At 68.4% G+C, this 25,845-nt stretch carries 28 protein-coding genes and 1 riboswitch; of the genes, 11 read left to right on the forward strand and 17 right to left on the reverse strand.

Annotation, left to right across the window (positions count from 1 at the left end; translation table 11 throughout):
- The first annotated feature begins 8 nt into the window (after positions 1–8).
- Positions 9–701, forward strand: coding sequence for a GntR family transcriptional regulator (locus NY1_RS22815; protein ID WP_067716844.1), 693 nt, complete (start codon positions 9–11; stop codon positions 699–701).
- A 36-nt stretch (positions 702–737) separates the two neighbouring features.
- Here the strand turns inward: NY1_RS22815 and NY1_RS22820 are convergent, their stop codons facing one another.
- The 4 genes from NY1_RS22820 to NY1_RS22835 form a co-directional block, all read right to left on the reverse strand.
- The gene (locus NY1_RS22820; RefSeq protein ID WP_067716846.1) at positions 738–1,277 is read right to left on the reverse strand and encodes a carboxymuconolactone decarboxylase family protein; all 540 of its coding nucleotides are present in this window, start codon (positions 1,275–1,277) and stop codon (positions 738–740) included.
- 80 nt (positions 1,278–1,357) lie between these two features.
- Positions 1,358–1,990 carry a GNAT family N-acetyltransferase gene (locus NY1_RS22825; protein ID WP_067716848.1) on the reverse strand — a complete coding sequence of 211 codons (633 nt, stop codon included), beginning with the start codon at positions 1,988–1,990 and terminating at the stop codon, positions 1,358–1,360.
- A 59-nt stretch (positions 1,991–2,049) separates the two neighbouring features.
- Positions 2,050–2,709 (reverse strand): hypothetical protein, encoded by a 660-nt coding sequence (locus NY1_RS22830; RefSeq protein WP_067716851.1) that lies wholly within the window; start codon positions 2,707–2,709, stop codon positions 2,050–2,052.
- A 53-nt stretch (positions 2,710–2,762) separates the two neighbouring features.
- Positions 2,763–3,530, reverse strand: a complete 768-nt coding sequence (locus tag NY1_RS22835) for a TetR/AcrR family transcriptional regulator (RefSeq protein WP_067716852.1) — start codon at positions 3,528–3,530, stop codon at positions 2,763–2,765.
- Between the two features lie 119 nt (positions 3,531–3,649).
- Here NY1_RS22835 and NY1_RS22840 point away from each other — a divergent pair, with 119 nt between their 5' ends.
- From NY1_RS22840 to NY1_RS22855, 4 genes are all read left to right on the forward strand, one after another.
- Positions 3,650–4,027, forward strand: a complete 378-nt coding sequence (locus tag NY1_RS22840) for a VOC family protein (protein ID WP_067716855.1) — start codon at positions 3,650–3,652, stop codon at positions 4,025–4,027.
- An 83-nt stretch (positions 4,028–4,110) separates the two neighbouring features.
- Positions 4,111–4,467 (forward strand): YciI family protein, encoded by a 357-nt coding sequence (locus tag NY1_RS22845; RefSeq protein WP_067716858.1) that lies wholly within the window; start codon positions 4,111–4,113, stop codon positions 4,465–4,467.
- Positions 4,464–5,729, forward strand: coding sequence for an RNA polymerase sigma factor (locus NY1_RS22850; RefSeq protein WP_067716860.1), 1,266 nt, complete (start codon positions 4,464–4,466; stop codon positions 5,727–5,729). The genes NY1_RS22845 and NY1_RS22850 overlap by 4 nt, the downstream gene beginning before the upstream one ends.
- 226 nt (positions 5,730–5,955) lie before the next feature.
- A complete protein-coding gene (locus tag NY1_RS22855) occupies positions 5,956–6,453 on the forward strand; it encodes an aggregation-promoting factor C-terminal-like domain-containing protein (RefSeq protein WP_067716863.1) in 498 nt (165 codons plus the stop codon).
- Between the two features lie 52 nt (positions 6,454–6,505).
- On the opposite strand, the gene NY1_RS22860 is transcribed toward NY1_RS22855, so the two are convergent.
- A complete protein-coding gene (locus NY1_RS22860) occupies positions 6,506–7,357 on the reverse strand; it encodes an SDR family oxidoreductase (protein WP_067717034.1) in 852 nt (283 codons plus the stop codon).
- 109 nt (positions 7,358–7,466) lie between these two features.
- Between NY1_RS22860 and NY1_RS22865 the strand changes: the two genes are divergently transcribed.
- The 3 genes from NY1_RS22865 to NY1_RS22875 all read left to right on the forward strand — a co-directional run bounded on the left by NY1_RS22865 (position 7,467) and on the right by NY1_RS22875 (position 9,027).
- On the forward strand, positions 7,467–7,865 hold the full coding sequence (locus NY1_RS22865) for a winged helix-turn-helix transcriptional regulator (protein ID WP_067716866.1): 399 nt from the start codon (positions 7,467–7,469) through the stop codon (positions 7,863–7,865).
- A 105-nt stretch (positions 7,866–7,970) separates the two neighbouring features.
- A complete protein-coding gene (locus NY1_RS22870) occupies positions 7,971–8,450 on the forward strand; it encodes a nucleoside deaminase (RefSeq protein WP_067716869.1) in 480 nt (159 codons plus the stop codon).
- A 43-nt stretch (positions 8,451–8,493) separates the two neighbouring features.
- A complete protein-coding gene (locus NY1_RS22875) occupies positions 8,494–9,027 on the forward strand; it encodes a hypothetical protein (RefSeq protein WP_067716872.1) in 534 nt (177 codons plus the stop codon).
- 67 nt (positions 9,028–9,094) lie between these two features.
- Here NY1_RS22875 and lpdA read toward each other — a convergent pair whose 3' ends face one another.
- The 3 genes from lpdA to NY1_RS22890 form a co-directional block, all read right to left on the reverse strand.
- Positions 9,095–10,498 (reverse strand): dihydrolipoyl dehydrogenase, encoded by a 1,404-nt coding sequence (gene lpdA, locus NY1_RS22880; protein ID WP_067716874.1) that lies wholly within the window; start codon positions 10,496–10,498, stop codon positions 9,095–9,097.
- A gap of 77 nt (positions 10,499–10,575) precedes the next feature.
- Entirely contained in the window at positions 10,576–10,884 is a 309-nt protein-coding gene (locus NY1_RS22885; protein ID WP_067716877.1) for a hypothetical protein, read from the reverse strand.
- Between the two features lie 58 nt (positions 10,885–10,942).
- Positions 10,943–11,932: a dipeptidase gene (locus NY1_RS22890; protein WP_067717036.1), complete on the reverse strand. Its 990-nt coding sequence runs from the start codon at positions 11,930–11,932 to the stop codon at positions 10,943–10,945.
- A 104-nt stretch (positions 11,933–12,036) separates the two neighbouring features.
- Here NY1_RS22890 and NY1_RS45150 point away from each other — a divergent pair, with 104 nt between their 5' ends.
- The 3 genes from NY1_RS45150 (at position 12,037) to NY1_RS22905 (ending at position 16,402) form a co-directional block, all read left to right on the forward strand.
- Entirely contained in the window at positions 12,037–13,038 is a 1,002-nt protein-coding gene (locus tag NY1_RS45150) for an AraC family transcriptional regulator (RefSeq protein WP_267888433.1), read from the forward strand.
- Between the two features lie 123 nt (positions 13,039–13,161).
- A complete protein-coding gene (locus NY1_RS22900; protein WP_067716884.1) occupies positions 13,162–14,172 on the forward strand; it encodes an NADP-dependent oxidoreductase in 1,011 nt (336 codons plus the stop codon).
- A 169-nt stretch (positions 14,173–14,341) separates the two neighbouring features.
- Entirely contained in the window at positions 14,342–16,402 is a 2,061-nt protein-coding gene (locus NY1_RS22905) for a prolyl oligopeptidase family serine peptidase (RefSeq protein WP_067717038.1), read from the forward strand.
- 94 nt (positions 16,403–16,496) lie between these two features.
- Here the strand turns inward: NY1_RS22905 and NY1_RS22910 are convergent, their stop codons facing one another.
- The 9 genes from NY1_RS22910 to NY1_RS22950 all read right to left on the reverse strand — a co-directional run bounded on the left by NY1_RS22910 (position 16,497) and on the right by NY1_RS22950 (position 25,615).
- Positions 16,497–17,351: an alpha/beta hydrolase family protein gene (locus NY1_RS22910; RefSeq protein ID WP_067716887.1), complete on the reverse strand. Its 855-nt coding sequence runs from the start codon at positions 17,349–17,351 to the stop codon at positions 16,497–16,499.
- Positions 17,352–17,448: 97 nt separating this feature from the next.
- Positions 17,449–18,081: a TetR/AcrR family transcriptional regulator gene (locus NY1_RS22915; RefSeq protein WP_233034285.1), complete on the reverse strand. Its 633-nt coding sequence runs from the start codon at positions 18,079–18,081 to the stop codon at positions 17,449–17,451.
- A gap of 759 nt (positions 18,082–18,840) precedes the next feature.
- Positions 18,841–19,446, reverse strand: a complete 606-nt coding sequence (locus NY1_RS22920; protein ID WP_067716892.1) for a peroxidase-related enzyme — start codon at positions 19,444–19,446, stop codon at positions 18,841–18,843.
- Positions 19,439–19,942, reverse strand: a complete 504-nt coding sequence (locus tag NY1_RS22925; RefSeq protein WP_084535233.1) for a hypothetical protein — start codon at positions 19,940–19,942, stop codon at positions 19,439–19,441. The genes NY1_RS22920 and NY1_RS22925 overlap by 8 nt, the downstream gene beginning before the upstream one ends.
- A complete protein-coding gene (locus NY1_RS22930; protein WP_067716895.1) occupies positions 19,939–20,970 on the reverse strand; it encodes a putative FMN-dependent luciferase-like monooxygenase in 1,032 nt (343 codons plus the stop codon). Before NY1_RS22930 ends, NY1_RS22925 begins: the two co-directional genes overlap by 4 nt.
- Positions 20,967–21,710 (reverse strand): ABC transporter ATP-binding protein, encoded by a 744-nt coding sequence (locus NY1_RS22935; RefSeq protein ID WP_067716898.1) that lies wholly within the window; start codon positions 21,708–21,710, stop codon positions 20,967–20,969. The genes NY1_RS22930 and NY1_RS22935 overlap by 4 nt, the downstream gene beginning before the upstream one ends.
- Positions 21,703–22,644 (reverse strand): ABC transporter ATP-binding protein, encoded by a 942-nt coding sequence (locus tag NY1_RS22940; RefSeq protein ID WP_084535234.1) that lies wholly within the window; start codon positions 22,642–22,644, stop codon positions 21,703–21,705. The genes NY1_RS22935 and NY1_RS22940 overlap by 8 nt, the downstream gene beginning before the upstream one ends.
- The gene (locus NY1_RS22945) at positions 22,625–24,460 is read right to left on the reverse strand and encodes an ABC transporter permease (RefSeq protein ID WP_067716901.1); all 1,836 of its coding nucleotides are present in this window, start codon (positions 24,458–24,460) and stop codon (positions 22,625–22,627) included. Before NY1_RS22945 ends, NY1_RS22940 begins: the two co-directional genes overlap by 20 nt.
- The gene (locus NY1_RS22950; RefSeq protein WP_067716903.1) at positions 24,461–25,615 is read right to left on the reverse strand and encodes an ABC transporter substrate-binding protein; all 1,155 of its coding nucleotides are present in this window, start codon (positions 25,613–25,615) and stop codon (positions 24,461–24,463) included.
- A 38-nt stretch (positions 25,616–25,653) separates the two neighbouring features.
- Positions 25,654–25,770: riboswitch (SAM riboswitch) on the reverse strand.
- Between the last annotated feature and the right edge of the window lie 75 nt (positions 25,771–25,845).

Genomic DNA, 25,845 nt, shown 5'->3' on the forward strand with positions numbered 1-25,845 from the left:
GTCCCGTCATGCTGCGCAGGGGGCGAATCCCGCTGTCGGAAAAGGTGTATCGGGAACTACAGCGGGATCTCGCGGCGGGGGTGCTGGCGCCGACCGAACGGCTCGGCGAGGAACGGCTGGCCGAGAACTACGGCGTCTCCCGCACGCCCGTCCGCGAGGCGCTGGCCCGGCTCTACGCGGACGGGCTGCTGGAACGGCACTCGGACGGGCTGTATCCGTACCGGCCGCGGGTCGAGGAACTCGGGGATCTGTTCGAACTGCGAATCGTGCTGGAGTCCAGGGGGATTCAGCGGCAGGCGGACCGGTCGCACCGGCACGACGCGACGGCGGTGGAGAAGGAGCTGGAAACCTGGCGGCGGCTGCGCGAGGCGCCGCCGGAACCCGGGGCCGAGCTGATCGCGGTCGACGAGCAGTTCCATCTGACGCTGCTGACCGCGGGCGGCAATACCGCGCTCGCGGACGCCCTGGCGGCGGTGTACGCCCGGGTCCGGCCGGTGCGCTCGCTGGATATGCCCACCCCGGAACGCATCGCGGCGATGACCGAGGACCACATCGCCATCGCCGAATTGGTGCTGACCGACGACCTCGACGCCGCCCTCCGCCTCCTCCTGGCCCACCTCACCAGCTCCCGGGCACACGTCCTGACGCGAGCCCGCCGAGCCTTGGAGCTCACCAAACTCGGTCAAGCCGTGCGGGAGTGAAGCGCCCACCCGTCATGACGTGGGCGGCGGCTCGGATCAGTGGTCGGTTTGGATGCGCAGGGCGGTGATCGTGCTGGCCAAGCCCTCGTACTGGTTTGTCAGCAGGACGATTTCGATGAGGCGGCGCTCGTCGTAGTGGACGGCGAGTTCGCGCCAGGCGGTGTCGTCGAGGTCGCGGGTGCCGACCAGTTGGTCGACCGCGGTGAGCAGGGCGCGTTCCTTGTCGGTCCAGCCGGCGGCGGACGGGCCTTCGCGGAGCCGGTCCAGGATCGGCTGGGTCACGCCCGCGCGCTTGCCCAATCGGATGTGATGGTCCATCTCGTATTCGCAGCCGCGCAGATGCGCCACCCGGATGATCACCAGTTCGGTCTCGTAGCGCGGCAGTGTGCCGCCGGGCATCAAGCGCCCGGAGAAGTGCAGCCAGCCGCGGAACAGCCCGCCGGTGCGCCCGAGCGTGCTGAACAGATGGGCGTCCTCGGTCCCGGCGGCCCGGGAGAGCACCTGCCAGACAACCCAATTGACCGGTCCGAGCTCCCGCAGACGGCCGGGAGCGATACGTGGCTGCGTCGACACCATGTGGCCACGCTAACAAGCCCGCACCCATCCCGGGAGTCCCCGGCGGCGGCCCGATCGCGCCAATTCGCCGGGAGCCGCTGTCAGCGGCGGTACACCCGGCCCGTCGGGATCTCACTGGTCGCGGCGTCCAGGTCGTCCCCGTGCACGCGGGCGTGCAGGTGCATGTCGTGCCAGCCGTCGGCATGCAGTCCGGCGCTGCGGTTCACGCCTTCGAGCCCGAACCCGGCCTTGAGCGCCACCCGGCAGGACGGCGCGTTGAGCACGGAGTGCCGCAATTCCAGGCGATGGAATCCGGCGCGCTCGAACGCCCACCCGGTGAGCGCCTCCACCGCGCGCGGCGCCACCCCGCGCCCGCGCGCCTGCGGCGCCACCCAGTACGCCACCGCCGCCATCCCCTGCGACAACACCAAGTGCTGCAAGGCCACCCGCCCCAGCACCCGTCCGGTATGACTGTCCGCCACCGCCCAGCTCGCGTTCTGCCCGAGCTTCCAGGTGCGCGCCCACGCCTCCACGCACTCCTCGGCCTCGTCCTCGGATTCCACGGTGCGCACCTGCCAGCGGCTCAGCGCCGGATCCTGGAAGGCCGCGTACACCTCGGGCGCGTCGCGGCGCAGCCACGGCCGCAGCACCAGGGCATCGCCGGCCGGGATCACCGGCTGGGCTGCCCGGGTGAAGGTTTCGGCGGCGACGAGTGCCGGTGCGGATCGCGGCATAGCTGGAATTCTGCCCGCGGGCGCGGCCGAAGGGGAGCCGAATGGCACTATCGTGCCGATCAGCGGCGGACGAACGGCGCGATCGGCTTGAGCCGGATCTGCAGGCGCGCGGTGTCTTCCCACCAGTTGAACACCACCCTCACCACCTCGAAGCGGCCGCTGTCGCCGACCGTAGGCCATTCGGACTGTTCCCCGGGTAGGTGCGCGACATCGACGAACGCCTGCACCGGCACGCCGATATCCACGAACAGACCGGTCGCGCCGACACCCCACGGCAGTGCCTCGACACGCCCCGACACCAGCGCGCCCTGCGGCAGCGGACCCGTGTCCTGCGGTGCGAAATTCCGGTGCAGCACCGCGGTTCTCCACACCCGCCCGAAATCCTCGGCCGAGACCGATTCGACTGCCGCCGGTTCGCCGGCGCTGCCCTCGGGCATATCGGGCGCGAGTTCGGTTGGCGGGAGTGCGGGTTCGCCGCGCACCGACTCGTACAGCCAGGCGCCGATATCGCCGTAGCGGGCGCGGACTCCGGCCAGTTCCTCGGCGGAGGAGGCCACCACGGCCTGGCCCTTGAGGTCGGGCTCGGTGGGACGGTGGTCCGCCGGCAGCGGATTCGGCAGGCGGGTGTCGATTTCGACGCACCGCAGCAGGGTTCCGTCCGCTGCCGTCTCCCGCCAGTGCCGGACCGCGCCCACCGAGAATCGAACCCGCCGCACCATGCCGTAACGCTACTACCGAGCCGGGCGGCGGGCAGTCCGTGCGCGAATCCTGTTCAGCGAGAACGTGATTCGATCAGCGTCGCCAGCCCGTCGAGCACCCGGTCCAGGCCGAAGGCATAGGCGTGATCGGCGCTGTAGGCGCTGTCGTGCGCCTGCCCGGCCGCCGCGCCGACCCGGGCCGCGAGCGGGTAGCGCTCGGCGTCGAAGACCCGCTCCAGCAGCGGCGCGGCCCGCTCCCACCATTCGTGGTCGCTCGCACCGCTTTCCGTGGCGGCGCGGGCGGAATCGATGGCCAGCTGCGCGACCGAGGTGACGAAGCCGAGCACATAGGTGAGGGCGGAATCCATCTCGAGGTCGTCGAGCCCGAGGCCGTCGAAGGCGCGCAGTTCGTGGTCGTACTTGGCGGCCACGCCGGGGCCCAGCGGCGGGCGGGTGGTGGGCAGGTAGGCGACCCACGGGTGCGCGGACAGCATGGCGCGGTTCTCGGCGGCGATCACCGAAACGCGTTCCCGCCAGGGCATTCCGGTCAGATCGTGGCGCTCCATGCGCTGATAGACGGTGTCCAGCATGAGATCCAGCAGTTCGGCCTTGCCGGGCACATAGGTGTAGGTGGCCATGGGCGTGATGCCCAGCTTCGCCGCCACCGACCGCATGGTGAGCGCGCCCAGGCCCTCGGCATCGGCAATCTCGAGCGCGGCGGCGATGACGGCATCCAGGGTGGTGCGCTGTTTGGGCCCGCGCGTGGGTGCGCCACTGCCGGGCACCCGCCACAGCAGTTCCAATGTGCGCACCGGATCTCCGGCGCCGCTGCGTTCGGCCATTCGGCTCACCTCCACGGCGATCGTAGCGACGTGACAGCCGTCACATGGCAGCCCGTCGGGAATTTCCGTACAAAGTACAGCGTACTAAGTACAGAGTTACCCGGCACCGAGGAGGATCCATGAAAATCACCGCTTCCGTCATCTCCCTGAACGTGCCCGACCCGGCCGCCTCGGCGCGCTTCCTGATCGAGCACTTCGGTTTCGCCGAGCAGATGTCGGCCGACGGGTTCATCTCGCTGGCCCGCGAGGACGCCGGATTCAATATCGTCTACCTGCGCACGGGGCTCGGCAGCTTCAAACCCGAGCGCATTGCCGGCGATGCCGGGCAGGGGCTGCTGGTGGCGTTCGTGGTCGAGGACATCGACGGCGAATACGAGCGGGTGCGCGACGAGGGCGTGCCGATCGTGACGCCCATCGAGACCGAGCCGTGGAGCGAACGGTACTTCCAGACCGTGGACCCGAACGGGATCGTGATCCAGCTCGTGCAGTGGGTCTGAGAATTTCTTCCGGCCGATGTCGATTTCGCGTCCACCCGTTCGAGGAGTAGCTGAACACACCCGCACAGCGAGAGGATGCAGACATGCGCCATCTGATTTTGATCCGGCTCGACCCGGCTCAGATGCCCGAGGACGGGCCGGGCGAGCAATTGATCGCGGATATGAACGCGCTCATCGAGGAGATGACCAAGGCGGGCGTACTGCTCGAGACGGCCGGGCTGCGGCCCGCCGCGGAGGGCACCCGCATCCGGCAGACCGACGGTAAGCAGACCGTCGTCGACGGGCCTTACACCGAGGCCAAGGAGATCATCGGCGGCTACTGCATGCTGCAGACGCGCTCCGACGACGAAGCCGTCGAATGGGCGCGGCGGTTCCTGCGCGTGCACGGCCCCGAATGGGATATCGAGGTCGAGGTGCGGCAGCTCGACCACCAGGGATGAGTTCCGCGCGGTCACCCGAAGAGCGGGCCCGCCAGGCCGTCGAGGCGGCCTGGCGGATCGAGTGGCCGCGGCTGGTCGCCGGCCTGACCCGCATGGTCGGCGATATCGGGCTGGCGGAGGAGGTCGCGCAGGACGCGTACCTGGCGGCGCTGGAGCAGTGGGTGCGCGACGGGGTGCCGCCCAATCCCGGCGGCTGGCTCATGCTCACCGCCAAACACCGTGCGCTGGACCGGATCCGGCGCGACGCCACCTTCGCGCGCAAGCTGGCTCTGCTCGGGCGGGAGCTGGAACACGGTCCGGAGGAGGCGGAGCCCGCGCCGCCGATCCAGGACGACCTACTGCGGATGATCTTCACCGCCTGCCATCCGGTGCTCACCCCGCCGGCCCGCGCCGCGCTCACGCTGCGCATGGTCGGCGGGCTCACCACCGCCGAGATCGCCCGCGCCTATCTGGCGCCGGAATCGACCGTGGCGCAACGCATCGTGCGCGCCAAGCGGACCATCGCGAAGGCCCGGGTGCCCTACGAGGTGCCGGCCGGGCCGGAACTCACCGAGCGCCTGGATTCGGTGCTGGAAGTTATCTATCTGATCTTCAACGAGGGGTACACCGCCACCCACGGCGACAGCTGGGTACGGGCCGAATTATGCGAGGACGCATTGCGATTGGCGCGCATCCTGGCCGAACTGCTGCCCGGCGAGGCGGAAACCCACGGACTGGCCGCCTTGCTCGAACTCCAGGCGTCGCGGCTGCGCGCTCGCGGCGGCGGGGACAGCGCGCCCATCCTGCTGGCGGATCAGGATCGGGCGCAATGGAATCGGCTGCTCATCGGCCGGGGATTCGCGGCGCTGGGCCGCGCGCACGCGGTGAATCGCGCCCGGGCCGCGGCGCCCGGCCGCTATGCCCTGCAGGCCGCCATCGCCGCCATGCACGCCATGGCCCCGACCGTCGCCGACACCGATTGGCAGCGCGTCGCGGGACTGTATGCCCAGCTGGCGCAACGCTTTCCCTCGCCGATCGTGGAACTGAACCGGGCGGTCGCGGTGGGCATGGCGCTCGGCCCGGCCGCCGGACTGGAGCTCGCCGACAAGCTCGCCGCCACCGGCGCGCTCGACGACTACCACCTGCTCTACGCCGTCCGCGGCGACCTGCTGGCCCGCCTCGGCGACACCGCCGAAGCCCGCACCGCCTTCCTCCGCGCCGCCGAACTCACCGCCAACCGCGACGAACAGGAACTCCTGCGCCGCCGTGCGGCAGAAACCTGATGGGTCATCCCCTACGTCATCCCGGCACGCGCCCTGTCGTCTCCACGGCCCCGCCCCGGCGGGAACTGGCCTGTTGACCAGCACAAACAGGGGCGGATCGAGATCTCGACACGCCGCGTAGCTCCCCAGATGTGTCTGTCCGCGCGGGTATGGTCGCTGCCTGATCCGTCTATTCGTGATTGGCAACGGTTCGAAGAAGGCGACGCGCCGGAGTTTCCGAGTCGGAGTGCTCGGACTGCTCCTGGCCGCGGCGGTACCGGCGATGACCGGCACCGCACCCGCGGCGCAGGCGGCTCCCGAAGTGGATGTCGCGCTGCTCACCAACCTGTCCGCACGATTGGCCGAGGCGACCATGTCCTCCGGCCTGGTCGAATTCGCCATGGTGCCGGGGCTGACCGTGCTGTCGGCCGTGGTGGAGCCGGAGTTCGCCTACCCCAAGCCGGCCTTGAAGACCATGGCGCTCACCGTGGTTCCGCTCGACCAGTTTCCGGCGTTCGACCAGATCATCACCCATGAGAGCAGCTGGCGGGTGTTCGCCGTGAACCCGTCGTCGGGCGCCTACGGCCTGGCTCAGGCCCTGCCCGCGCACAAGATGAGCAGCGAGGGCGTGGACTGGCTGATCAACCCGATGACCCAGTTGCGCTGGGCGTACCGCTACATGGTGCAGCGATACGGCAGCCCCAACGCGGCCTGGGAGTTCTGGCAGGCCAACCACTGGTACTGAAACGACGTCGACCGTCCCCGAGGGGACGGTCGACGGGCGTCAGGCTGGATGCTCAGCTCAGGGCGGCGCGGAATACCTCTGCGGCCGGGGTCGACGGGCGGCCCAGCAGCTGCTGCAGGTGCCCGCTGTCCACGTCCAGCAGACCGCCCTTCGCGATGCCCGCGTCCGCATCGGCCAGCGCCCGCGCGAATCCCTCCGGCAGTCCCGCCCCGATGAGCCCGGCGGCGTAATCGGCCTCGGGCAGATCCTGGTAGCGCACCGGCTTGCCGGATGCTTCCGACATCGCCTGCGCCAGTTCGTCATAGCTGAGCAGCGCGTCACCGCCGAGCTCGTAGACCTGGCCCGCGTGCCCGTCGCTGGTCAGCACGTTCGCCGCGACCTCGGCGTAATCGGCGCGGGCCGCGCCCGCCACCTTGCCGGCGCCCGCCGCGCCCGCGAACACTCCGGTCTCGACCGCGTGCGGCAGCCCGTTGGTGTAGTTCTCCCAGTACCAGCCGTTGCGCAGGATCACGTGCGGCACAGTCGCTTCCGCGAGCACGGCCTCGGTGCCGGTGTGCTCCTGGGCGAGGATCATCGGATTGCGGTCCGCGACGGGGATGCTGGTGTAGGCCAGCAGCTGCACCCCGGCCCGCTCGGCGGCGCGAATCACATTGGCGTGCTGGGCGACTCGCGCCCCGAACTCGTTGCCCGACACCAGCAGCACCCGGTCGACCCCGGCCAGCGCGCGGTCGAGGGCCGCCGGATCGTCATAGCTCGCCTGCCGCACGTCCACACCCTGCTCGGCCAGATCCGCGGCCTTGGCCGGATCGCGGACGATGGCGACCGGCGTCTCACCCTTCTTCAGCAGCGCTTCGACGACGAGACGGCCCAGCTGGCCGGTGGCTCCGGTGACGGCGACGGTCATGACTTCCTCCATGGTTCCAGGGAATTAACTGCTTGATCAGACTGTACTAACTAATAGTAAGCACATCCTATTCCGGAACCGCTACCCCAAAGTTAGGTAATCTCGTCTCATGAGCACGCGGCCCACCGACCAGGTCGATACCGACGACCCCACCCTGGAAGCCGACGTCTTCGCCCGGAACTGCCAATCCCGGCCGGTACTGCAGGACGTCGCCAGCCGCTGGGGCGTGCTCGCCCTGGTCGCCCTGCGCGCGGGCCCCTACCGCTTCAGCGCCCTGCGCCGCCGGGTGGACGGCATCAGCGAACGAATGCTCTCGCAGACCCTGCAAACCCTGGAACGCGACGGCATGATCAATCGCGAAGTCCAGCAATCCATCCCACCCCACGTCGAATACACCCTCACCGAACTGGGCGAGCAGGTGGCCGACCGCCTGGAAGCGTTGATCGTCGTACTCGAGACGAATATCGAGACGATCAAAGCCGCCCAGGACGCCTACCACCGCGAGTGAAGTGAGCAACTCTCGTACTCTCAGGGGCTTCGCCCCCGAACCCCCGACACGCAGGAACCAACGCTCGGGGCATCCCCCGAACACGACGAACGGAGAGCCTCCGCTATGCCGCCCGCGACTGATCTGCGATACCTGGAGCGCTGCGTCGAACTCGCCGCCGAAGCGCTCGCTGCGGGCGACGAGCCCTTCGGTTCGATGCTGGTCGCCGCCGACGGCAGCGTGCTCGCCGAGGATCGCAACCGCGTGGCGGGCGGCGACCACACGCGCCATCCGGAATTCGAGCTCGCCCGCTGGGCCGCCGAAAATCTGAGTCCGGCCGAGCGCGCTACTGCCACCGTCTACACCTCTGGTGAGCACTGCCCCATGTGCTCGGCCGCGCACGCCTGGGTCGGCCTGGGCCCCATCGTCTATGCCGCCTCGACCGAGCAGCTCAGCGCCTGGCTCGCCGAATTCGGCGTCGCCCCGGGCCCGGTGGCCGCACTTCCCATCCAGGCGATCGCGCCGAATGTGCCTGTCTCCGGCCCGTTCCCGGAGCTGACCGACCGCATCTACGCCCTGCACCGCGAACTGCACCGACCCGCCTGAGCGAAACCGCGTCCAAGGCCGTCCGCCCCATAGGATTCGGCGGGTGGAGAACCGCCTCTCGCATCGTGGCTGGGCCAATGCCACCCGCGTGATCGCCCTGGCCACGGCGATCCTGTGCCTGACCCTGCTCTGGCTCGAGATGTCCGGCGAATCGACCGGATCCACGCTCCTCACCCGATTCCTGCTCGGTCTCACCGCCCTGGCGTGGTTCGGCACCGCCGCCGCCGGCCTGCTGCGCTATCGCGCCTGGGCGCTGAGCCTGCTGGCTCCGCTGGTGGTCGTCGCCACGTTCGTCGTCGCGCGCTCGGGCGCGCCCGCCGAGCTCGGCTGGACCCTCTCCAAATCCGCTCTCGAGCAGGCCGCGATCACCTGTGCTCCCACCACGGGCACCCGGATCGGCGTCTTCCACGTCTCCACCATCGCCAACCGCGAAGGCGGCTGCCTGCTCTACACCACCGGCGGTTTCATGACCTATTCCGGCTTCGCCTACTTCCCCGATGCCGCGCCCGCTCCCGGTGGCGACCTCTATTACGAACCGTTCGAAGGCCCCTGGTATCACTTCGAGGAATCCTTCTGATCGACGGCACGAAAACGGCCCGGCCCCAGCGGGTTTCGCTGGAACCGGGCCGTACGTCTGCCGTCGATCAGAAGTTGATCATGTGGCCGGCGAGGCCGTGGATGGCTTCCTGCAGCGCTTCGCTCAACGTCGGGTGGGTGTGGACGTTGCGAGCCAGCTCGTTGACCGTCAGGTCCCACTTCTGGGCCAGGGTCAGCTCGGGCAGCAGCTCCGAGACATCGGGGCCGATCAGGTGGCCGCCGACGAGTTCGCCGTACTTGGCGTCGGAGATGAGCTTGACGAAGCCCTGGGCGTCGCCGAGACCGTGCGCCTTGCCGTTCGCGGTGAACGGGAAGGTGGCGACCTTGACGTCGTAACCCTCGGCGCGGGCCTGCTCCTCGGTGAGACCGAAGGAGGCGACCTGCGGCTGGCAGAAGGTGGCGCGCGGCATCATGCGGTAATCGCCGAGCGGCATGGTCTCCGCGCCCGCGATGGTCTCCGCGGCCACCACACCCTGCGCTTCCGCGACATGCGCGAGCTGCAGCTTCGCGGTGACGTCACCGATGGCGTAGATGTGCGGCACATTGGTGCGCATGTAGTCGTCGATGGCGATGGCGCCGCGATCGGTCAGCTGCACGCCGGTCTTGTCGAGGCCGTAGCCGTCGATGCGCGGGGCGAAGCCGACGGCCTGCAGCACCTTGTCGACCGTGACGGTCTCGATGGCGCCGGACTTGTTGTCCTTGATGGCGACGGTGACCTTGGACCCGTCGTCGTCGATGGACTGCACGGCCGCACCGGTGGTGATGGTGATGCCGAGCTTCTTGTACGCCTTGGTGATCTCCTTGGAGACGTCGGCGTCCTCGTTCGGCAGCGCGCGGTCGAGGAATTCGACGATGCGCACGTCCACGCCGTAGTTCTTGAGGACGTAGCCGAACTCCATGCCGATGGCGCCCGCGCCGACGATCAGGATCGAGCCGGGCAGGTCACGGGTGAGGATCTGCTCCTCGTAGGTGACCACATTGGCGGACAGGGAGGTGCCGGGCAGCAGCTTGGTGACGGTGCCGGTCGCGATGATCACGTTGTCGAACGTGACCGTCTCGGTGCCGCCCTTGCTCAGCGCCACGGACAGGGTGTTGGCATCGACGAAGGTGCCCGCACCGTCGAACTCGTCGATCTTGTTCTTCTTCATCAGGAAGTGGACGCCCTTGACGCGGCCGTCCGCCACCTTGCGGCTGCGGTCGAACGCCGCGCCGAAGTCGAAGCTCGCCTGGCCGGAAATGCCGAAGGTCTTGGCTTCCTTGGTGAAAATATGGGCCAGTTCGGCGTTACGCAGCAGTGCCTTGGAGGGAATGCAGCCCACGTTCAGGCACACGCCACCCCAGTATTTCTGCTCGACGATCGCTGTTCGCAGGCCGAGTTGAGCGGCGCGGATCGCGGCGACGTAACCGCCGGGACCAGCGCCGAGAACGACGACATCGTAGTGGGAAGTCACGCCCCCGAGACTAGCCCTGTTGCCGCGCGCTCACTCATCCATCCCCCGCCTCGGTGAGAGCGCGGACACAGCGGGACTCAGGCTTGCCCGGTCTCGAACCGACTGATCAGTCCGTCGAACAGCGTGAACTTCCAGGCGGTCCGCATCGCGCCCCAGCGATCATTGCTGTAGTCCGCCACGAACGAGGTCGGCGAAGTCACGGATTCGATCTTCATCCGGCCATTGGTGGCGAAGATCTCGGACTCGGTCCACTGCGCCAGATTCCGCTCCTGCCCGTCGTCGGACATGCTGGCGTCGGCGGCCAGGGTCCGGAAGAAGGCGTCGGAATCGTGCGCGTTCACCGCGTCCACGAACTTGGTCACGATGGGTTCGAGCTGTGCGGTCATCCGGTCATCCCTCTCGAATCGGTTGGGCAGGACGGACAGCGAACACTCGGCAACGAGTCTAGTGCCAGACCTTGCGGGCGACCCGCGCAAAATTGCCGCCGAACACGGCGGCGCGATCGGCGTCGGAGAAACCGCGCTCGGCCAGCACCTGGTTCAGGCCCGGGAAGCCGGACTCGCCGAGGAAATCCTCCGGCGGCGTCCATTGCAGCTGGCCGTAGCGGGTGTACTCCTCGGAGAAGCTCTCCGGGCTGTCGGCCAGCATGGCGTTGAACTCGTCGGCGTCGAAGGAATAGTCGGAGCCGATCCCGATGTGCTCGATGCCGACCAGCTCCGCACCGTAGGCGATGTGATCGGCCATGGCGCGCACCCGCTCGGCGCCTTCGTCAGGTGCGTTGTGCCCCAGGAAGATTCCCACCCCGTTGATGCCGATGACGCCGCCCGTCTCGGCGCAGGCGCGGGCCTGATCGTCGGTGATATTGCGCGGATGCGCGTGCAGGGCGGCGAAATTGGAGTGGCTGTAGATCATCGGCACGGTGCTGACGCGCGCGATGTCCAAGCCCGTCCGTACCGAGCAGTGCGAGCCGTCGGCGAAGACCCCGACCTCGTTGAGCACCCCGATCAGATCGCGCCCGTAGGCGGTCAGCCCGGTGTCCTCGGTGTCGAGACAGCCGCAGCCCGCGGCATTGCGGGTGTTGTAGGTGGGCAGCAGGGAACGCAGGCCCAGCTCGTGGAACACGTCCACATTGTCGAGATCGCCGTCCAGCGGATTGGAGTCCTCGAGATCGAAGGCCAGCACGCTGGTGTCGTCGACGGTGTCGGCGCCCGGCTCCGGCCAGGCGTCCTCGGCGCCCGAGACCATGCGGAAACGGCCGTCCGCCAAGGCATCCCGGCGGAATTGCTCGGCCAGCGCGCGGGCGTCGGCCGCCGAGTGCGGGGCGTAGCCGATATTGATCGACAGGTAGGAGCCGAGCGGATACCGGCCCAGCTCACCCATATCGGCGGTGGGCAGCAGGGGCGGGCAGCAGTGCTGCTCCCACAGCCGGGGCATGACGATCGCCGGATGCGACAACCCGGACCTCCTCGCGGACTCGGTCTCCGAATCCGCAATCCTACTGACCGGTGCGGAAATGCCCGCTCACTAAGGTGAGGCGCGTGGACACGCTCGACGGCACGGTTTCGACCCAGCTCATCCGGCTGGTTCGCGATGCCGCGGTCCGGGCGGGGGTCGACACCGCGCAGCTGGCCGGGGTGCACGGACTCGACGACGCCACCCTCACCGGCGAACTCAACCGCATCCCGCTGCACTCGCTGATCCGCCTGTGGGAGTTGATCGCTCACGCCGGACCGGCGGCGGGCGCGGGCCTCGCCGTGGTCGCGACGGCCCCGCTCGGCGCCCTCACCACCTGGGACTACCTGGTGACCACCGGGGCCACCTTCGCCGATGCCCTGCGCGCCGCCCAGCCCTACCACCGGGTCGTCACCGCCGCCGGCGAAGGCTTCGACCTGCACGCCGACGGCGATCTCACCGTCGGCTACCGCACCACCGCGGGCGATCCCCGCGTCGCCGCCGTGGTCAACGAATACGTCCTCGCCTACTACCTGCGCCGCGCCCGCGAAGCCACCGGCCGCCCCGTCCGCGCCAAACGCGTCACCTTCGGACACGCGGCCCCCCAACACCATTCGCTCCTGATCGACGCTTTCGGCACCGCCGCCATCGAATTCGGCGCGGCCACCGACAGCATCACCTTCGCCGCCGCCGACGCCACCGCACCCCTGCACCGCGCCGACCCCATCCTCGGCGACCTCCTCCGCAGCCACGCCGACCTGGTTCTCTCCAGCTCGAAAGCGATTCCCGGCCCCCTCGAAGCCTTCCGGATCGCCCTGCGCGCGGCGCTGGACACCGGCGACCTCACCCTGGACGCAGTAGCCCACCGCCTCCTCCTCAGCCGCCGCACCCTGCAACGCCAGCTGGCCGACGCCGGCACGACCTGGCGACACGAGGTCGACCTGATCCGCTACGAGCGGGCCACATCTCTACTGGCAGAGGGAAATACGACGACATCGGTGGCCGCCCGGCTCGGCTTCGCCGACGACCGCGCCCTGCGCAAAGCCTTCCACCGCTGGACCGGCGCAGCACCCACCCGCGCCCACTGAGAAGCTGGCGCCGGAGGGCCGGGTGGTGGCATCGCGGGACCTGGGAACGGGCCGGGTGCGGAAATAAAGTTCTCTTCAGCAGGCCGGGCACATCGGCCGGAAGAACGAAAAGGGTTGTGCAACATGACCACTCAGTTCCACACCAGTAAGGAAATCCAGCTCGCGGCCCGCCCGGACGGCGCGCCTACGGCGGCCGACTTCGCGCTCGTGGAGCGCGAACTGCCCGAGCTCGCCGACGGTCAGATCCTGGTCCGGAACACCTGGATGTCGGTCGATCCGTACATGCGCGGCCGGATGGACGACAAGGAGTCCTACATCCCGCCGTTCCAGCTCGGCGCGGCCCTGGACGGTTCCGCCGTCGGCGAGGTCGTCGAGTCCCGGTCCGATATTCCGGTGGGCGCCACCGTGACCCACTTCGCGGGCTGGCGGGAGTTCGCCGTCGTCGACGCCGCGACGGCCACCGTCATCGACACCGAACTGGCTTCGCCCCAGCACTACCTGGGCGTGCTCGGCACCACCGGGCTCACCGCCTACGCGGCGCTCACCGAGGTCGCCCAGGTCAAGCCGGGTGACACCGTTTTCATCTCGGCGGCGGCGGGCGCGGTCGGCAGCGTCGCGGGGCAGCTCGCCAAGGCGCTGGGCGCGAAGCGGGTGATCGGTTCGGCGGGCGGTGCGGCGAAAACCGCCCTGCTGCTGGAGGAATTCGGCTTCGACGCGGCCATCGACTACCGGGCCGGGAATCTGCAGGAGCAGCTGGAGGCCGCCGCGCCGGAGGGCATCGATGTCTACCTCGACAGCGTCGGCGGCGACCACTTGAAGGCCGCCATCGAAGTCATGCGCCCGGGCGGCCGCATCGCCCTGGTCGGCGCGATCAGCGGCTACAACGGCGCGACAACCGAACAAACCCCCGACCTCTACCTGGCCGCCACCAAGGAGATCACCCTCCGCGGCATGCTGGTCACCAGCTTCTTCGACCGCTTCCCCGAATACATCGACCGCGCCGCCGGCTGGCTAGCCGACGGCACCCTCCGCACCCGCGAAACCGTCTACGAGGGCCTCGAACAAGCCCCGGCCGCCTTCCTCGGCGTCCTCTCGGGCCTGAACACCGGCAAGATGCTCGTCCGCCTCGGATAAACCCGTCCTGGGAATCCAGGAATTCGGAGGCTTCATGGGGTCCAGGGCAATCCGGGGGTCCGGGGGCCTGGCCCCCGGAGTCCCTTATTCACCCCACGGGGGTGTGGGGCGAAGCCCCCACTCCCAGGGTTCGCGACCAGCGAACGCCGTGCTCGGCAACAATGTGGGCATGACCGGTGTTGGAGAGAGCGTGACAGATCCGTACCTGTGGCTCGAGGAAGTGACGAGCGATCGCGCCCTGGACTGGGCACGAGCGCACAATGACGTGGTCGTCGAGAGGTTCGCCTCCTCGGACCGGTTCAGCGGCCTGGAGTCCCGCATCCTCGCCATGCTCGACACCGACACCCGTATCGCCTACCCGGGCCGGCGCGGCCGCTGGCTCTACAACTTCTGGCGCGACGGCGATCACCCGAAGGGCCTGTGGCGGCGCACCACCTTCGCCGAATACGCGAAAGCGGAGCCGGAGTGGGAGGTGCTGATCGACCTCGACGCCCTCGCTCGCGACGAGGACGAGAACTGGGTGTGGGGCGGCGCGGCGGTGCTGCGCCCGGAACAGCGCCGGGCTTTGATCAGCCTGTCGCGCGGCGGCGCGGACGCCAAGGTGGTCCGCGAATTCGATATCGAGGCAAAGGCTTTCATCGATCCGGCCGACAATGGCTTCTACCTGCCCGAGGCGAAATCCGAGATCCGCTGGATCGACGACGACAATGTCTATGTCGGAACGGATTTCGGCGACGGCTCGCTGACCGATTCCGGTTATCCGCGCATTGCCAAGCGCTGGCGGCGCGGAACCCCTTTGGCGGCAGCCGAAACCGTATTCGAGGGCGAAATGTCCGATGTAGCGGTTTCGGCCGGCTACGACCGCACCCCCGGTTACGAACGCCATTTCATCGGCCGCGCCACCGACTTCTTCAACGAAGAGGTCTATCTGCTGGAAGCCGACGGTTCGCTGCGCCATATCGACGTCCCCACCGACGCCTCCGAATCCTGGTACAAGGATTGGTTCCTGGTGCGCCTGAAGTCACCGTGGGAGGTGAACGGCAGCAACTATCCGGCGGGCGCCCTGCTGGCGCTGAACTTCGAGGAATTCCTCGCCGGCGGACGCGATTTCGAGGTCCTGTTCACCCCCGACGCGCACACCTCGCTGCACGGCTACGGCTGGACCGAGAACCACCTGCTGCTCATCACCCTGGCCGATGTGCAGACCGAACTGCACGTGCTGACCCCCGGCCCGGACGGCTGGGTGTGCGAGCCGCTGGCCGACGCCCCGCCCATGGCCACCACCAGCGTCATGAACCTGGATCCGCTCGAGGGCGGTGACGAATTCATGCTCTCCACCAGTGGTTTCACCAGCCCGACCGCGCTCATGTCGGCCTCGGTCGGCGGCGCCACCGAGGTGCTCAAGCGCGAACCCGAGTTCTTCGACGCCGACGGGGTGGAGACCGAGCAGTTCTTCGCCCGCTCCGACGACGGCACCATGGTCCCGTATTTCGTGATCCGGCACCGCGATCGCAAGGGCGTGCCCGGGCCGACCATCATGTCCGGCTACGGCGGTTTCGAGGTGTCGCGTACGCCCGCCTACAGCGGCGCGTCGGGCATGGGCTGGCTGGAACGCGGCGGCACCTGGGTGATGACCAATATCCGCGGCGGCGGCGAGTACGGCCCCGAATGGCATACCGCCGTCCTGAAGGCCAACCGCCACAAGGCCTACGAGGACTTCGCGGCCATCGCCCGGGATCTGGTGGCGCGCGGCATCACCACCCACGACCAGCTGGGCGCGGTCGGCGGCAGCAACGGCGGTCTGCTGATGGGCGTCATGCTGACCCGCTACCCGGAGTTGTTCGGGGCCATCGTGTGCCAGGTGCCGCTGCTCGACATGAAGCGCTACCACCTGCTGCTGGCGGGCGCGTCCTGGATGGCCGAGTACGGCGACCCGGACAAGCCGGAGGAGTGGGAGTACATCGCCAAGTACTCGCCGTACCAGAACACCGATCCGGAGGCGAAGTACCCGCCGATCCTGCTCACCACCTCCACCCGCGACGACCGCGTCCACCCCGGTCACGCCCGGAAGATGGCCGCGCTCTTGGAATCCCAGGGTCACCCGATCTGGTACCACGAGAACATCGAGGGCGGGCACGGCGGCGCGGCGGACAACAAGCAGTCCGCCTTCCAAGCGGCGCTCATCTACGAATTCTTCACCCAGACGCTGATCGACCGCACCACGCCCTGAGTGCCCACGGTGGTGGACAACTCTCGTAGCTCTCAGGGGCAAGCCCCTGAAACCCCGCGGGAGTGGTCGCAGCTACGGGAGCACGGTCGCCGAATCAGCGGTCCCGAAGCCATTTTTCGACGTAGTCGAGGGTGGATTCGGGATCGCTGATCCAGCCGTTGTGGCCCAGCGACTCCGGGTTGTGCCAGCGGGTGACCTTGGCGTTGGGCAGTTTGTCGAGCAGATGGCCGGCCGAATTCTGCGGAGTCAGCTCGTCTCCGGTCAGCGTGATCGACAGAACCGGCAGTTTGAGCCTCCGAATGCGCTCCTCGTAGTCGATATCGGCGCCGGCGGGCTGGAACCTGCCCGTGCGCGCCAAACGCGCCCAATCGGCGATCAGCTGCTTCGACTGCCGGCCGAATCCGCCTGCGGGCAGCGTGTTCCCGGGCCAGAATCCGGCCAGATTGGCGGTCAGCGAGACGGCCGCGCTGCCGAGCCGCAGCCCGGTCCCGGTCAAGCCGTGGAATCCCCGGTGATACGGCGTGCCCGAGGCGACCAGGATCAGCCCGCCCAGGCGCCCGCGGATGCGAGAGGCGTACATGACCCCCAGCTGCCCGCCCATGCTGTGCCCCAGCAGGTATGGCGTGCTGTCCGGGAACCGTTCCCGCACCACCTCGAACATGGCCGGGAAGTCCACCGCCACCAGCTCCTGATACCCGTAGGCGGAGGCGGGATTCGGCCGGCTGTCCCCGTTGCCGCGCAGCTCCAGCAGCGCCACGTCGAACCCGCGTGCGGCCAAGGGCGATCCGAACAGCGAGTAGTACTCCCCGGGCACGCCCAGCCCCGGCACGATCACCACCACCGGTCGCGGCGCGTCGGGCGTGATCGGATGCCGGTGCGCCCCGCGCGCCGGAATCAGCCGCACCTTCACCGCGGTTCCGTCCGGCATCTGGATCGGCACAGTCTCCATGCGCGGCACGCTACCCGCCGGAACTAGTTCGCACCCGTCCCCGGGCAGGGGAAACGGGTGCGAATTCGCTGTGGTGGATGCCGGATTCGGCGTGGGTTCAGGCGCTGACGGCGCCCATGATGATGCGGCGCAGGACGGCGATGACGTCGTCCAGCGGTGGTCTGGGTTCGGACCCGCTCCAGGCGTCGACCACGTAGTTGACCGCGCCGATGATGGCGAGGACGCGCATTTCGTAGTCGCCCGGCGGGATTTCGCCGTGCATGGCGGCGTCCTCGGCGGCGGAGGCGAGCAGCGCGCCCCAGGCTCGGCGGAGTTCCAGGCGGAACTTCTCGACCTTGGGGCCCGCGCCGACGACTTCGACGAGGGCGACTCTGGCTTTGCGTGGGTCGCGTCCGATCGACTCGATGTAGGCGCGGACCGCGGCGTCGATGACGTCCACGGCGCTGGCCTCGGATTGCTCGGCGATGGTGGCCGCCACCGCTTCCCGCGACTCCCGGTCGATCTGTTCGTAGAGTTCCAGCAGCAGCGATTCGCGACCGGTGAACTCCTCGTAGAACTGCCGTGAGGAGAGACCGGCGTCCTTGCAAATCGCGCCGACGGAGCTGTTGGCGTATCCGTCTCGCGCGAACACCGTCAGCCCGGACTCCAGAAAACGCGCACGACGCTGCCGCTGCCGGTCTTCTACGGGCTGCCCGGCGTACATTCTTCCCGCGTTCGTTTCCTGTGACATTGCGCCAGACAATACCGAAGGGCCCGATCCCCTCGTCATGGATCGGGCCCTTCGTTTGTTCCTTCGGCTTACCGCGCGTTAGCCGAAAGTTGGCTCAATGACTTCGGGTACTGCGACGCACCCGGGACAGCGGGTATAGGCAGGGGAACTGTCCCGGGTTCGGAACGCGGGTCCGGGGGGAGACACGCGGTCCGATGTCGCAAAGACCCGAAAGTCACTGATCGTTTGCCGTTCCACACGATACAGAGCGGACGAACTGGACGGAATACTTTTCTAGGATATTTTTAGAACTTATTCCGCGAGTCGGCGCGACGCGCGTGGCGACCAGCCCCGGAGCGCCGGCGCACCCCGGAGACGACGACGGGCCCGATCCCCTCGTCATGGATCGGGCCCGCGACCACCCGCTCGGCTTCCGCGCAGTAGCCGAAAGGTGGCATCGCCGTGGCTACTTCGCCGACAGGCTCGCCGAACCGCTGGCGATCAGCTTCAGGATGGTCTGGGAAAGGATGCCCGAGATGAGGTCTGTCATTGTGGTGCTCCGATTCGAACTATGCGGTCAGTGCTGTCACTGACTGTTTGCTATCGGGACCATACCGACCGCCATGACTCGCGCGGAGGTTTTCCAGGAAAAATCTAGGTTTATTTCGCGATCTTGCGGAAACCGCTTCCACCTGCGGTTATTCCACTCCCCGGAAATGCCGAACGCTCCGGCACCGCCGAAGCGATACCGGAGCGCCGGGAAATGGCTGGAACCGTTTGTCACGGCTCCGAAGGTTGCGGGACCTCCGGTTCACCGAGGGTGAGCATGAGCCGATTCGCCCACGAGAACGACGCGGTGGACAGCACCAGATCGTGAATCTCGGTATCGCCGAAACCGACCGCGCGCAGCCGGTCCAGGTGCGCCTGTTCCGCACGCGGCGGATTGGCGGCCAGGGCGTCCACGAAATCGATTACGGCATCCCATTTTTCATCGATGCGGACGGTATTGCCTTCGTCCAGCAAACGCTGCACATCGTCGCCGCGCTTGGACAGCGCGGTGGTGAATCGGGAATGCACGGAGGCGCAATATTCACACCCGTTGTGCCGGGAGGTGACGGTGGCGGCGAGTTCTCGTTCGGCACGCCCCAAACCGGTACGGCCGTAAAAGATTTCTTTGTCGTTCGCGCTACGGTGCCGCAGCACGCCGGCATTGCGCGCCAGCAGCCGGAAGTACGGCCCGATACCGCGGTCACCCTCCAGCAACGGACGCTGCGCGTCGTCGGCATCGGCCAGCACGATGGGCTCCACCCACGGCACCCAGTCCAGCTGCTCCTGGGTGAATCCGGTTGGCCGCCGGTCGATCTCGACGCTGCGAACCTCACTCATGCGACGCTCCGATCAGGCTGAGGCCGGCCAGCAGCCGGACCTGGTAGTGCACGTATCCGATGAGCTGGGCGACCGTCACGATGTCGCGCTCGGACAGTCCGGCGGCGGCGAGCGCGTCGATATCGGCGCGGGTGATGGCCGCCGGAGCGCTGGTGACCCGCGCGGCATGGCGCAGGATGGCCGCCAGCACCGGATCCCCCTCGGCCGGGGTGGTGCCGAGACCGGCGTAGTGCGCGGCCAATTCGGGCGCGCCCGCCAGTTCCGCGACCGCCACGGCGGCCGCGACCAAACGTTCCCGGCCGACCGACTCGGCGGCGGGACCGTCGAACAACGCGTCGTAGACGCCCTGGGTGTGCTCGACCACGGCGGGTCGCGCCTGCCGCAGTTCCCGCACCGCGGCCGCGTGGTCGCCCAGCACCGCGTCGATCACATCGCCGGACCGGTCGCCGGCCACCGGGGTGGCCTCGGCCGGTGCGACGGCAGTCGCCTCGCTCACTGCTGATTCCTTTCGTCGGCTCGCCAACCCAGTTGCGGGGCAACCTCGGTGGCGATGAGTTCGATGGAGCGCAGGGTCGCCGCGTGGCCGGGATCGACCGGGTGGACCTGCACGATGAAGTCGGTGGAGCGCAGCAGCGCGGTGTCGGCGGAGAGTTGCTCGACCACCTCGCCGGGGGTGCCGAAGTAGGAGTCGCGCAGCACGTCCGAGACGGTGGTGGCGAGGTCCGGGACATGGTTGCGGCGCAACTGCTCCAGGAAACGTTCCGCGCCGCGTTCGGCCAGGGCGACGGCGGCGTCGTGATCGTCGGCCACGAAAACGCCCCGGGAAGCACCGATCCGGGGTTCGACGCCGTCCGGCAGCGCCTTCAGGTAGGCGTCCACCAGCGGCTGCTGGATTTCCCACAGGGTGGCGTCCGCGTTCGCGGCATCGCGCGGCTGCGCCTTCGACAGCAGCAGCCCGTCACCGGCGCGGCCCGCCCGCTCCGCGCCGCCGGCCGAGAAAGTGGCCTGCCACAGTCGATTACGCAGACCGCCTGCGGGCGGATTCAGCCCGCGATCCTCGACCAGTGGCGCGCCATCCAGTGCGGCAACGACTTTCGCGAGCTTGTCCGCGTACACCCGCTGCCGGTCCGCGTCGCCGAGCTCGAACAATTCGAAGGCGTGCTTGGAACCGCCCGCTCCGAAACCCAATTCGAGCCGCCCGCCGCTGAGCACGTCCAGCACCGCCGCGTCCTCGGCCACCCGGATCGGATCCTCGAGGGCCAGCGTCACGATGGCCGTCCCGAGCCGCAGTCTCGGGTTGCGGGCGGCGGCGTGCGCCAGGAACACGAACGGCGACGGCAATCCGCCCTCCGCCGGATCCAGATGATGCTGCGCCACCCATGCGGTGTCGTAGCCCAGCCGTTCCGCCAGCTCGAACTGTTCCAGCGCCTCCCGGTACACCTGCGCCGCATCCTCGCTCGCGTCGGCGCGCACCAGGCGGGTGAAGAACCCCAGCCGCCGGATCGCGGTGCCCTGCACACTCATACCGTCACCTTCCCCAGATACGCGTCCCGCACCGCCGGATCGCCCACCAATTCCGCTGCCGGACCGTGCAATACGATCTCCCCGGTCCGCAGCACGTTCGCCGTGTGCGCGATGCTCAACGCCAGTTCGGCCTGCTGCTCCACGATCAGAATCGCCAGCCCGAGTTCCTTGTTCAGCCGCGCGATCTCATCGAGCACCCGATCCACGAACAACGGCGACAACCCCATGGTCGGCTCGTCCATGCAGATCAACCGCGGCTTGCTCATCAACGCCCGCGCGAAAGCCAGCATCTGCTGCTCCCCACCGGACAATGTCCCCGCCCGCTGCCTCCGCCGCTCCGCCAAGCGCGGGAAATGATCGAACATCTCCCCCGCCCGAGCCGCCAGCACCGCCCGCCGCTCCTTCCGGATATACCCGCCGACGAAAAGGTTCTCCTCCACCGTCATGGCCGGAAACACCCGCCGCGCTTCGGGCACCGAAGCCAACCCCGCCGCGATCCGCGCCGACGGCGGCGTCTTGCTGACATCCACCCCGTCGATCCGCACCGCCCCGGAGGTCGGCTTCAACAACCCCAGCGCCGTCTTCATAGTCGTCGACTTCCCGGACGCGTTCCCGCCCAGCAGCGAAACGATCTCACCGGCATGGACCTTCAACGAGACTTCATTGAGCGCCCTCGACGGCCCGTAATGCACCACCACCCGATCGAATTCGAGCAGCGGCACGCCCTCGTTCTCAGGCATCCGCCGTCACCTTCCCTTCACCCCGTACCTCGGCGGATTCATCGACTCCGTCGACGTCGTTCCCTTCCTCCGAGTCAGCGGTGATCGTCACCCGGCTGCGGCCGAGATAGGCCTCGATGACGCGGGGGTCGGCGAGGACTTCGTCCGGTTTGCCTTCCGCGATGACGCGGCCTTCGTCCAGGACCAGTACGCGGTCGGAGAGGTCGTGGACGATGTCCATCTTGTGTTCGACCAGCAGGACGGTTTGGCCCTGGGCCTTCAGTTCGGCCAGTTGCTTGCCGATTTCGGCGGTTTCGGTCTGGTTCATGCCGGCCGCGGGTTCGTCGAGCAGCAGCAGGTCCGGTTCCAAGGCCAGGGCTCGGGCGATCTCGGTGCGGCGGCGGTTGGCGTAGGAGAGGGTGTAGGCGGGGTTTTCGGCTCGCGGGGTGAGGCGTTCGCCGAAGCGGGCCAGTTGCGCGTCGATACGGGCCGCGGTCGCCGTGCGTTCCGCCCGCGCGGTCGGCGTCGGCACCAGGGCGACGGCCAGTTCGGCGAGCAGCGAAACCCAGCGCAGCACCGGCAGATTCGCCAGTGAGCGCAGCGGGCGAGACGCGGTTAGCGTCGTCTGCAAGCCGACGTCCACGTTCTCGCGAACCGTCATATTGCCGAAGACGCGGCCGTTCTGGAACGTCCGGGCCAGCCCGGCCGCCGCGGCGGCTTCGGGCTTGCCAGGTCGGATTCGCTTGCCGCGCACCAGGACTTCCCCGGCGTCGGGTTTCAGGACGCCGGAGATGAGGTTGATGGTGGTCGACTTGCCGGAGCCGTTGGGTCCGATGATCGCGACGAACTCGCCGGGCGCCACGGTCAGGTCGATGCCGTCCACGGCATGCACGCCGCCGAACGAACGGCGCAGGCCGGTCACCCGCAGCACGGGTTCAGGCGTTGACGGGGACACGTTCCCTCCTCACCAGGATGCCCTGCGGCCGGAAGCGGACCACGAGCAGCAAGACCAAGCCGTACAACACGATTCGCCATTCGGGTGCGAGCCGGAGCGCCTCGGGCGCGCCGATCAGCACCACCGCGCCGAGCACCGCGCCGTACGGCGACGAGGTGCCGCCGAGCACCAGAATGGTCACCACCAGCAGCGACATGGGCAGGTTGAACACGGTCGGATCGATGTAGGAGTACTGGTGCGCCAGCAGCGCCCCTCCGATCCCGGAGAAGAACGCCGCGATGGCGAAGGCGAGCGCCTTGTAGTCGCGCACCGGCACACCGGCCGAGCGCGCCGCCACCTCGTCCGCGCCGATCGATTTGATGACCGTGCCCAGCCGCGACCGCTGCACGCCCACGATCACCGCGAGCACGATGGCCAGCACCACCAGTTCCAGCTGGAAAATCTGTTTGTGCGTGGTGAATTCGAACCCGAACAGCGACGGCGCGGGAATCCCGAAGATGCCGTAACTGCCGCGCGTCACCGGCTCCCAATTGCGGATCAACGCCACCGTCACGATGCCGATGCCCAGGGTGGCGATCGCGACATAGTGCCCGCCCAGCCGCCACAGCGGCGCGGCCAGCACCGAAGACACCACGGCCGCGACGATTCCCGCGATGATGATCGCGGGCAGGAACGACCAGCCGTGCGAAACCGTCAGCACCGCAGAGGTATACGCCCCGATGGCGATGGGCCCGGCCTGACCGATGGCCAGCTGTCCCGCCGACCCGGCGACCAGCGTCATGGACACCGCGATGATCGCGTACGCCACGATCTGCGTCCCCACCGAGATGCCGTAATCGTTCGAGATCGCCGGAATCACCAGTCCCGCAAGGGCGAACGCGATGAGCGCATGCCACCACCGCACCCGCAGCTGCCGTCCGGCCCCCAGGAACGTCCCGGTCAGCGGCTCGGATTCGATGGCCGGCGGCCGCGCCAGCAGCCCGCCCGGCCGCAGCACCAGGAACACCACCAGCAGCCCGAACGTGATCAGGTCCCGGTACCCGTCCCCGAACGTGTAGATCCCGAACGCCTCCACCAGCCCGAGCACGAAACCGCCCACCACGGCCCCCGGAATCGATCCGAGCCCGCCGATGGTGGCCGCCACGAACCCGGTCATCCCGACCACCCCGCCGCTGGTCGGCGAGATATTCGAGTTGTAGAGCCCGACGAAGATCCCCGCCAGCCCGCCCAGCCCGGACGCGATGGCGAAGGCCAGCGACTGCACCCGCCCCACCCCGATGCCCATCTGCGCGGCGGCGTCCGGATCCTGCGCGGTGGCGCGAATGGCCAGCCCGTGCCGGCTGTAGCGCAGGAACGCCCACAGCCCCGCCATCACCGTGATGGTGATCGCGAACATGACCACGTCGGAGGTGCCGAACCGCACCCCGCCGAGCCGGAAGTTATTGGTGGACAACACCTGTGGGAACGGCCGGGTGTCCGGCCCGAACACGATGGCCACCACGTTCTCGATGATCAGCCCGACAGCCACCGTCGCCAGCAGCGCCGCGATGGCGGGCGCGCGCCGCAGCGGCCGCACCGCCAGCACGTCGATGGCGACGCCGACCAGCGCGGTCGCCCCCACCACCAGGATCAGCGCCGCCCACAGCGGCAGCCCGTGCTCGGCGATCAGCCACCAGCCGAACACCGACCCGAAGGCGAAGATCGCGCCGTGCGCGAAGTTGATGACATTGCTGACCCCGAAGATCAGCGTGATGCCCACGGCAATGAGCGCGTACGCATTGCCGTGGACCAGACCCGCGATGAGCGTGTCGAACATCTACTTGTTCCCGGTGGGCACGAACTGCCCGTTCTTCAGCACCAGCTCGATCGGCTTCACGCCGCTGGGACGACGCGTGCCCTGGTCGAAGGCGAAGGTGCCCAGGCCGATGCCGTCGAAGTCCTTGATCTCGCGCAGGCCCTTCAGAATGCCCTCACGGGTCGCCCCGCCCTGCTTGGCGGCCTTGACCAGCACATTGAGCGCGTCATAGGCGTAGACGTTGAAATCGCCCGGATCGGTGCCGAACTTGGCCTTGAACTTGCCGACGAACGCCTGGATCTTCGGGTTCGGATCCGAGGCCGAGAACACGCCGTTGACGATGTCGCCCTCGGCCGCGGTGCCCGCCAGCGAGATGAACTGCGGGGTGTTCTGCCCGCCGAAGAACTGCCCGCCGAAGCCGACATCGCGCAGCTGCTTCACCACGAGCGCGCCGTCCGGGCCATAGCCCAAGTGCACGAACGCGTCCGGGTTGGCGTCGCGGCCCTTGATCAGCACCGGACGGAAGTCCTGCGAGTCGGGCAGGATCGGCGAGGAGTACACGATCTCGACGCCCTTCTCCTTCGCGAACTGCTCGAAGAACTTGAAAGCCTGCTTACCCCAGTCGGTTTCGAGGTAGACCACGGAAACCTTCTTGGCCTTGGCCGACACCCACTGGGCGTTGCGCTCCTGGAACACGTCCAGGGTGATCGACGGGCTCCACGAGTAATCCCCGCCCTTGGTGAAATCGGTGGAGGAGTTGGTGAACCCGTACTGCACCAGCTTGCCCCGGTTGTACACCGGCGACGCCGCGATGGAGGCCGGCGAGGAGAAGTCGCCCAGCTCCGCGATGATGGAGTTGTCGCCGACGAACTTGGTGGCGATCGGCACCGTCTGCTTCGGGTCGGATTGCGAATCCTCCCACTTCAATTCGACCTTCTTGCCGTCGATCCCGCCGGCCGCGTTGATCTCGTCCAGGGCCAGGTCGAAGCCCTGCTGCCAGAGCCGCCCGTACTCCGCCGAAGCGCCCGTCTTGGGCCCCGACACCCCGAAGTAGACCGTCCCCTTGTCCGCGGAAGAACTGTCGGAGCACGCCCCCGTCAGACCCGCCACCAACGCCGCCGACGCGACACCCACCACCAGCCGGAGCCGACGCGACCCGGACCACTGCTTGCTCATCTTGTTCCTCTGTGACTCACCCACGCGACGCCCGGGCCTGAAAGCGCTTGCGATGCCCGGTCGGACACCGCCTGGTCGTCACCCGGGGCACCCCACCGCCGCGCGAGGGTTGCCGATCAGCGAGCCGGGGCTCGAACATGCTGATACTCGTGACCGTGCGCCAGAGAGTAATTACGCGCCGCGGGCCTCGACAGTGTTCGAATCACCGTGAAGTCAAAGACCATCCGCGC

The sequence above is a fragment of the Nocardia yamanashiensis NBRC 100130 genome, assembly GCF_001613325.1.
GTDB lineage: Bacteria > Actinomycetota > Actinomycetes > Mycobacteriales > Mycobacteriaceae > Nocardia > Nocardia yamanashiensis.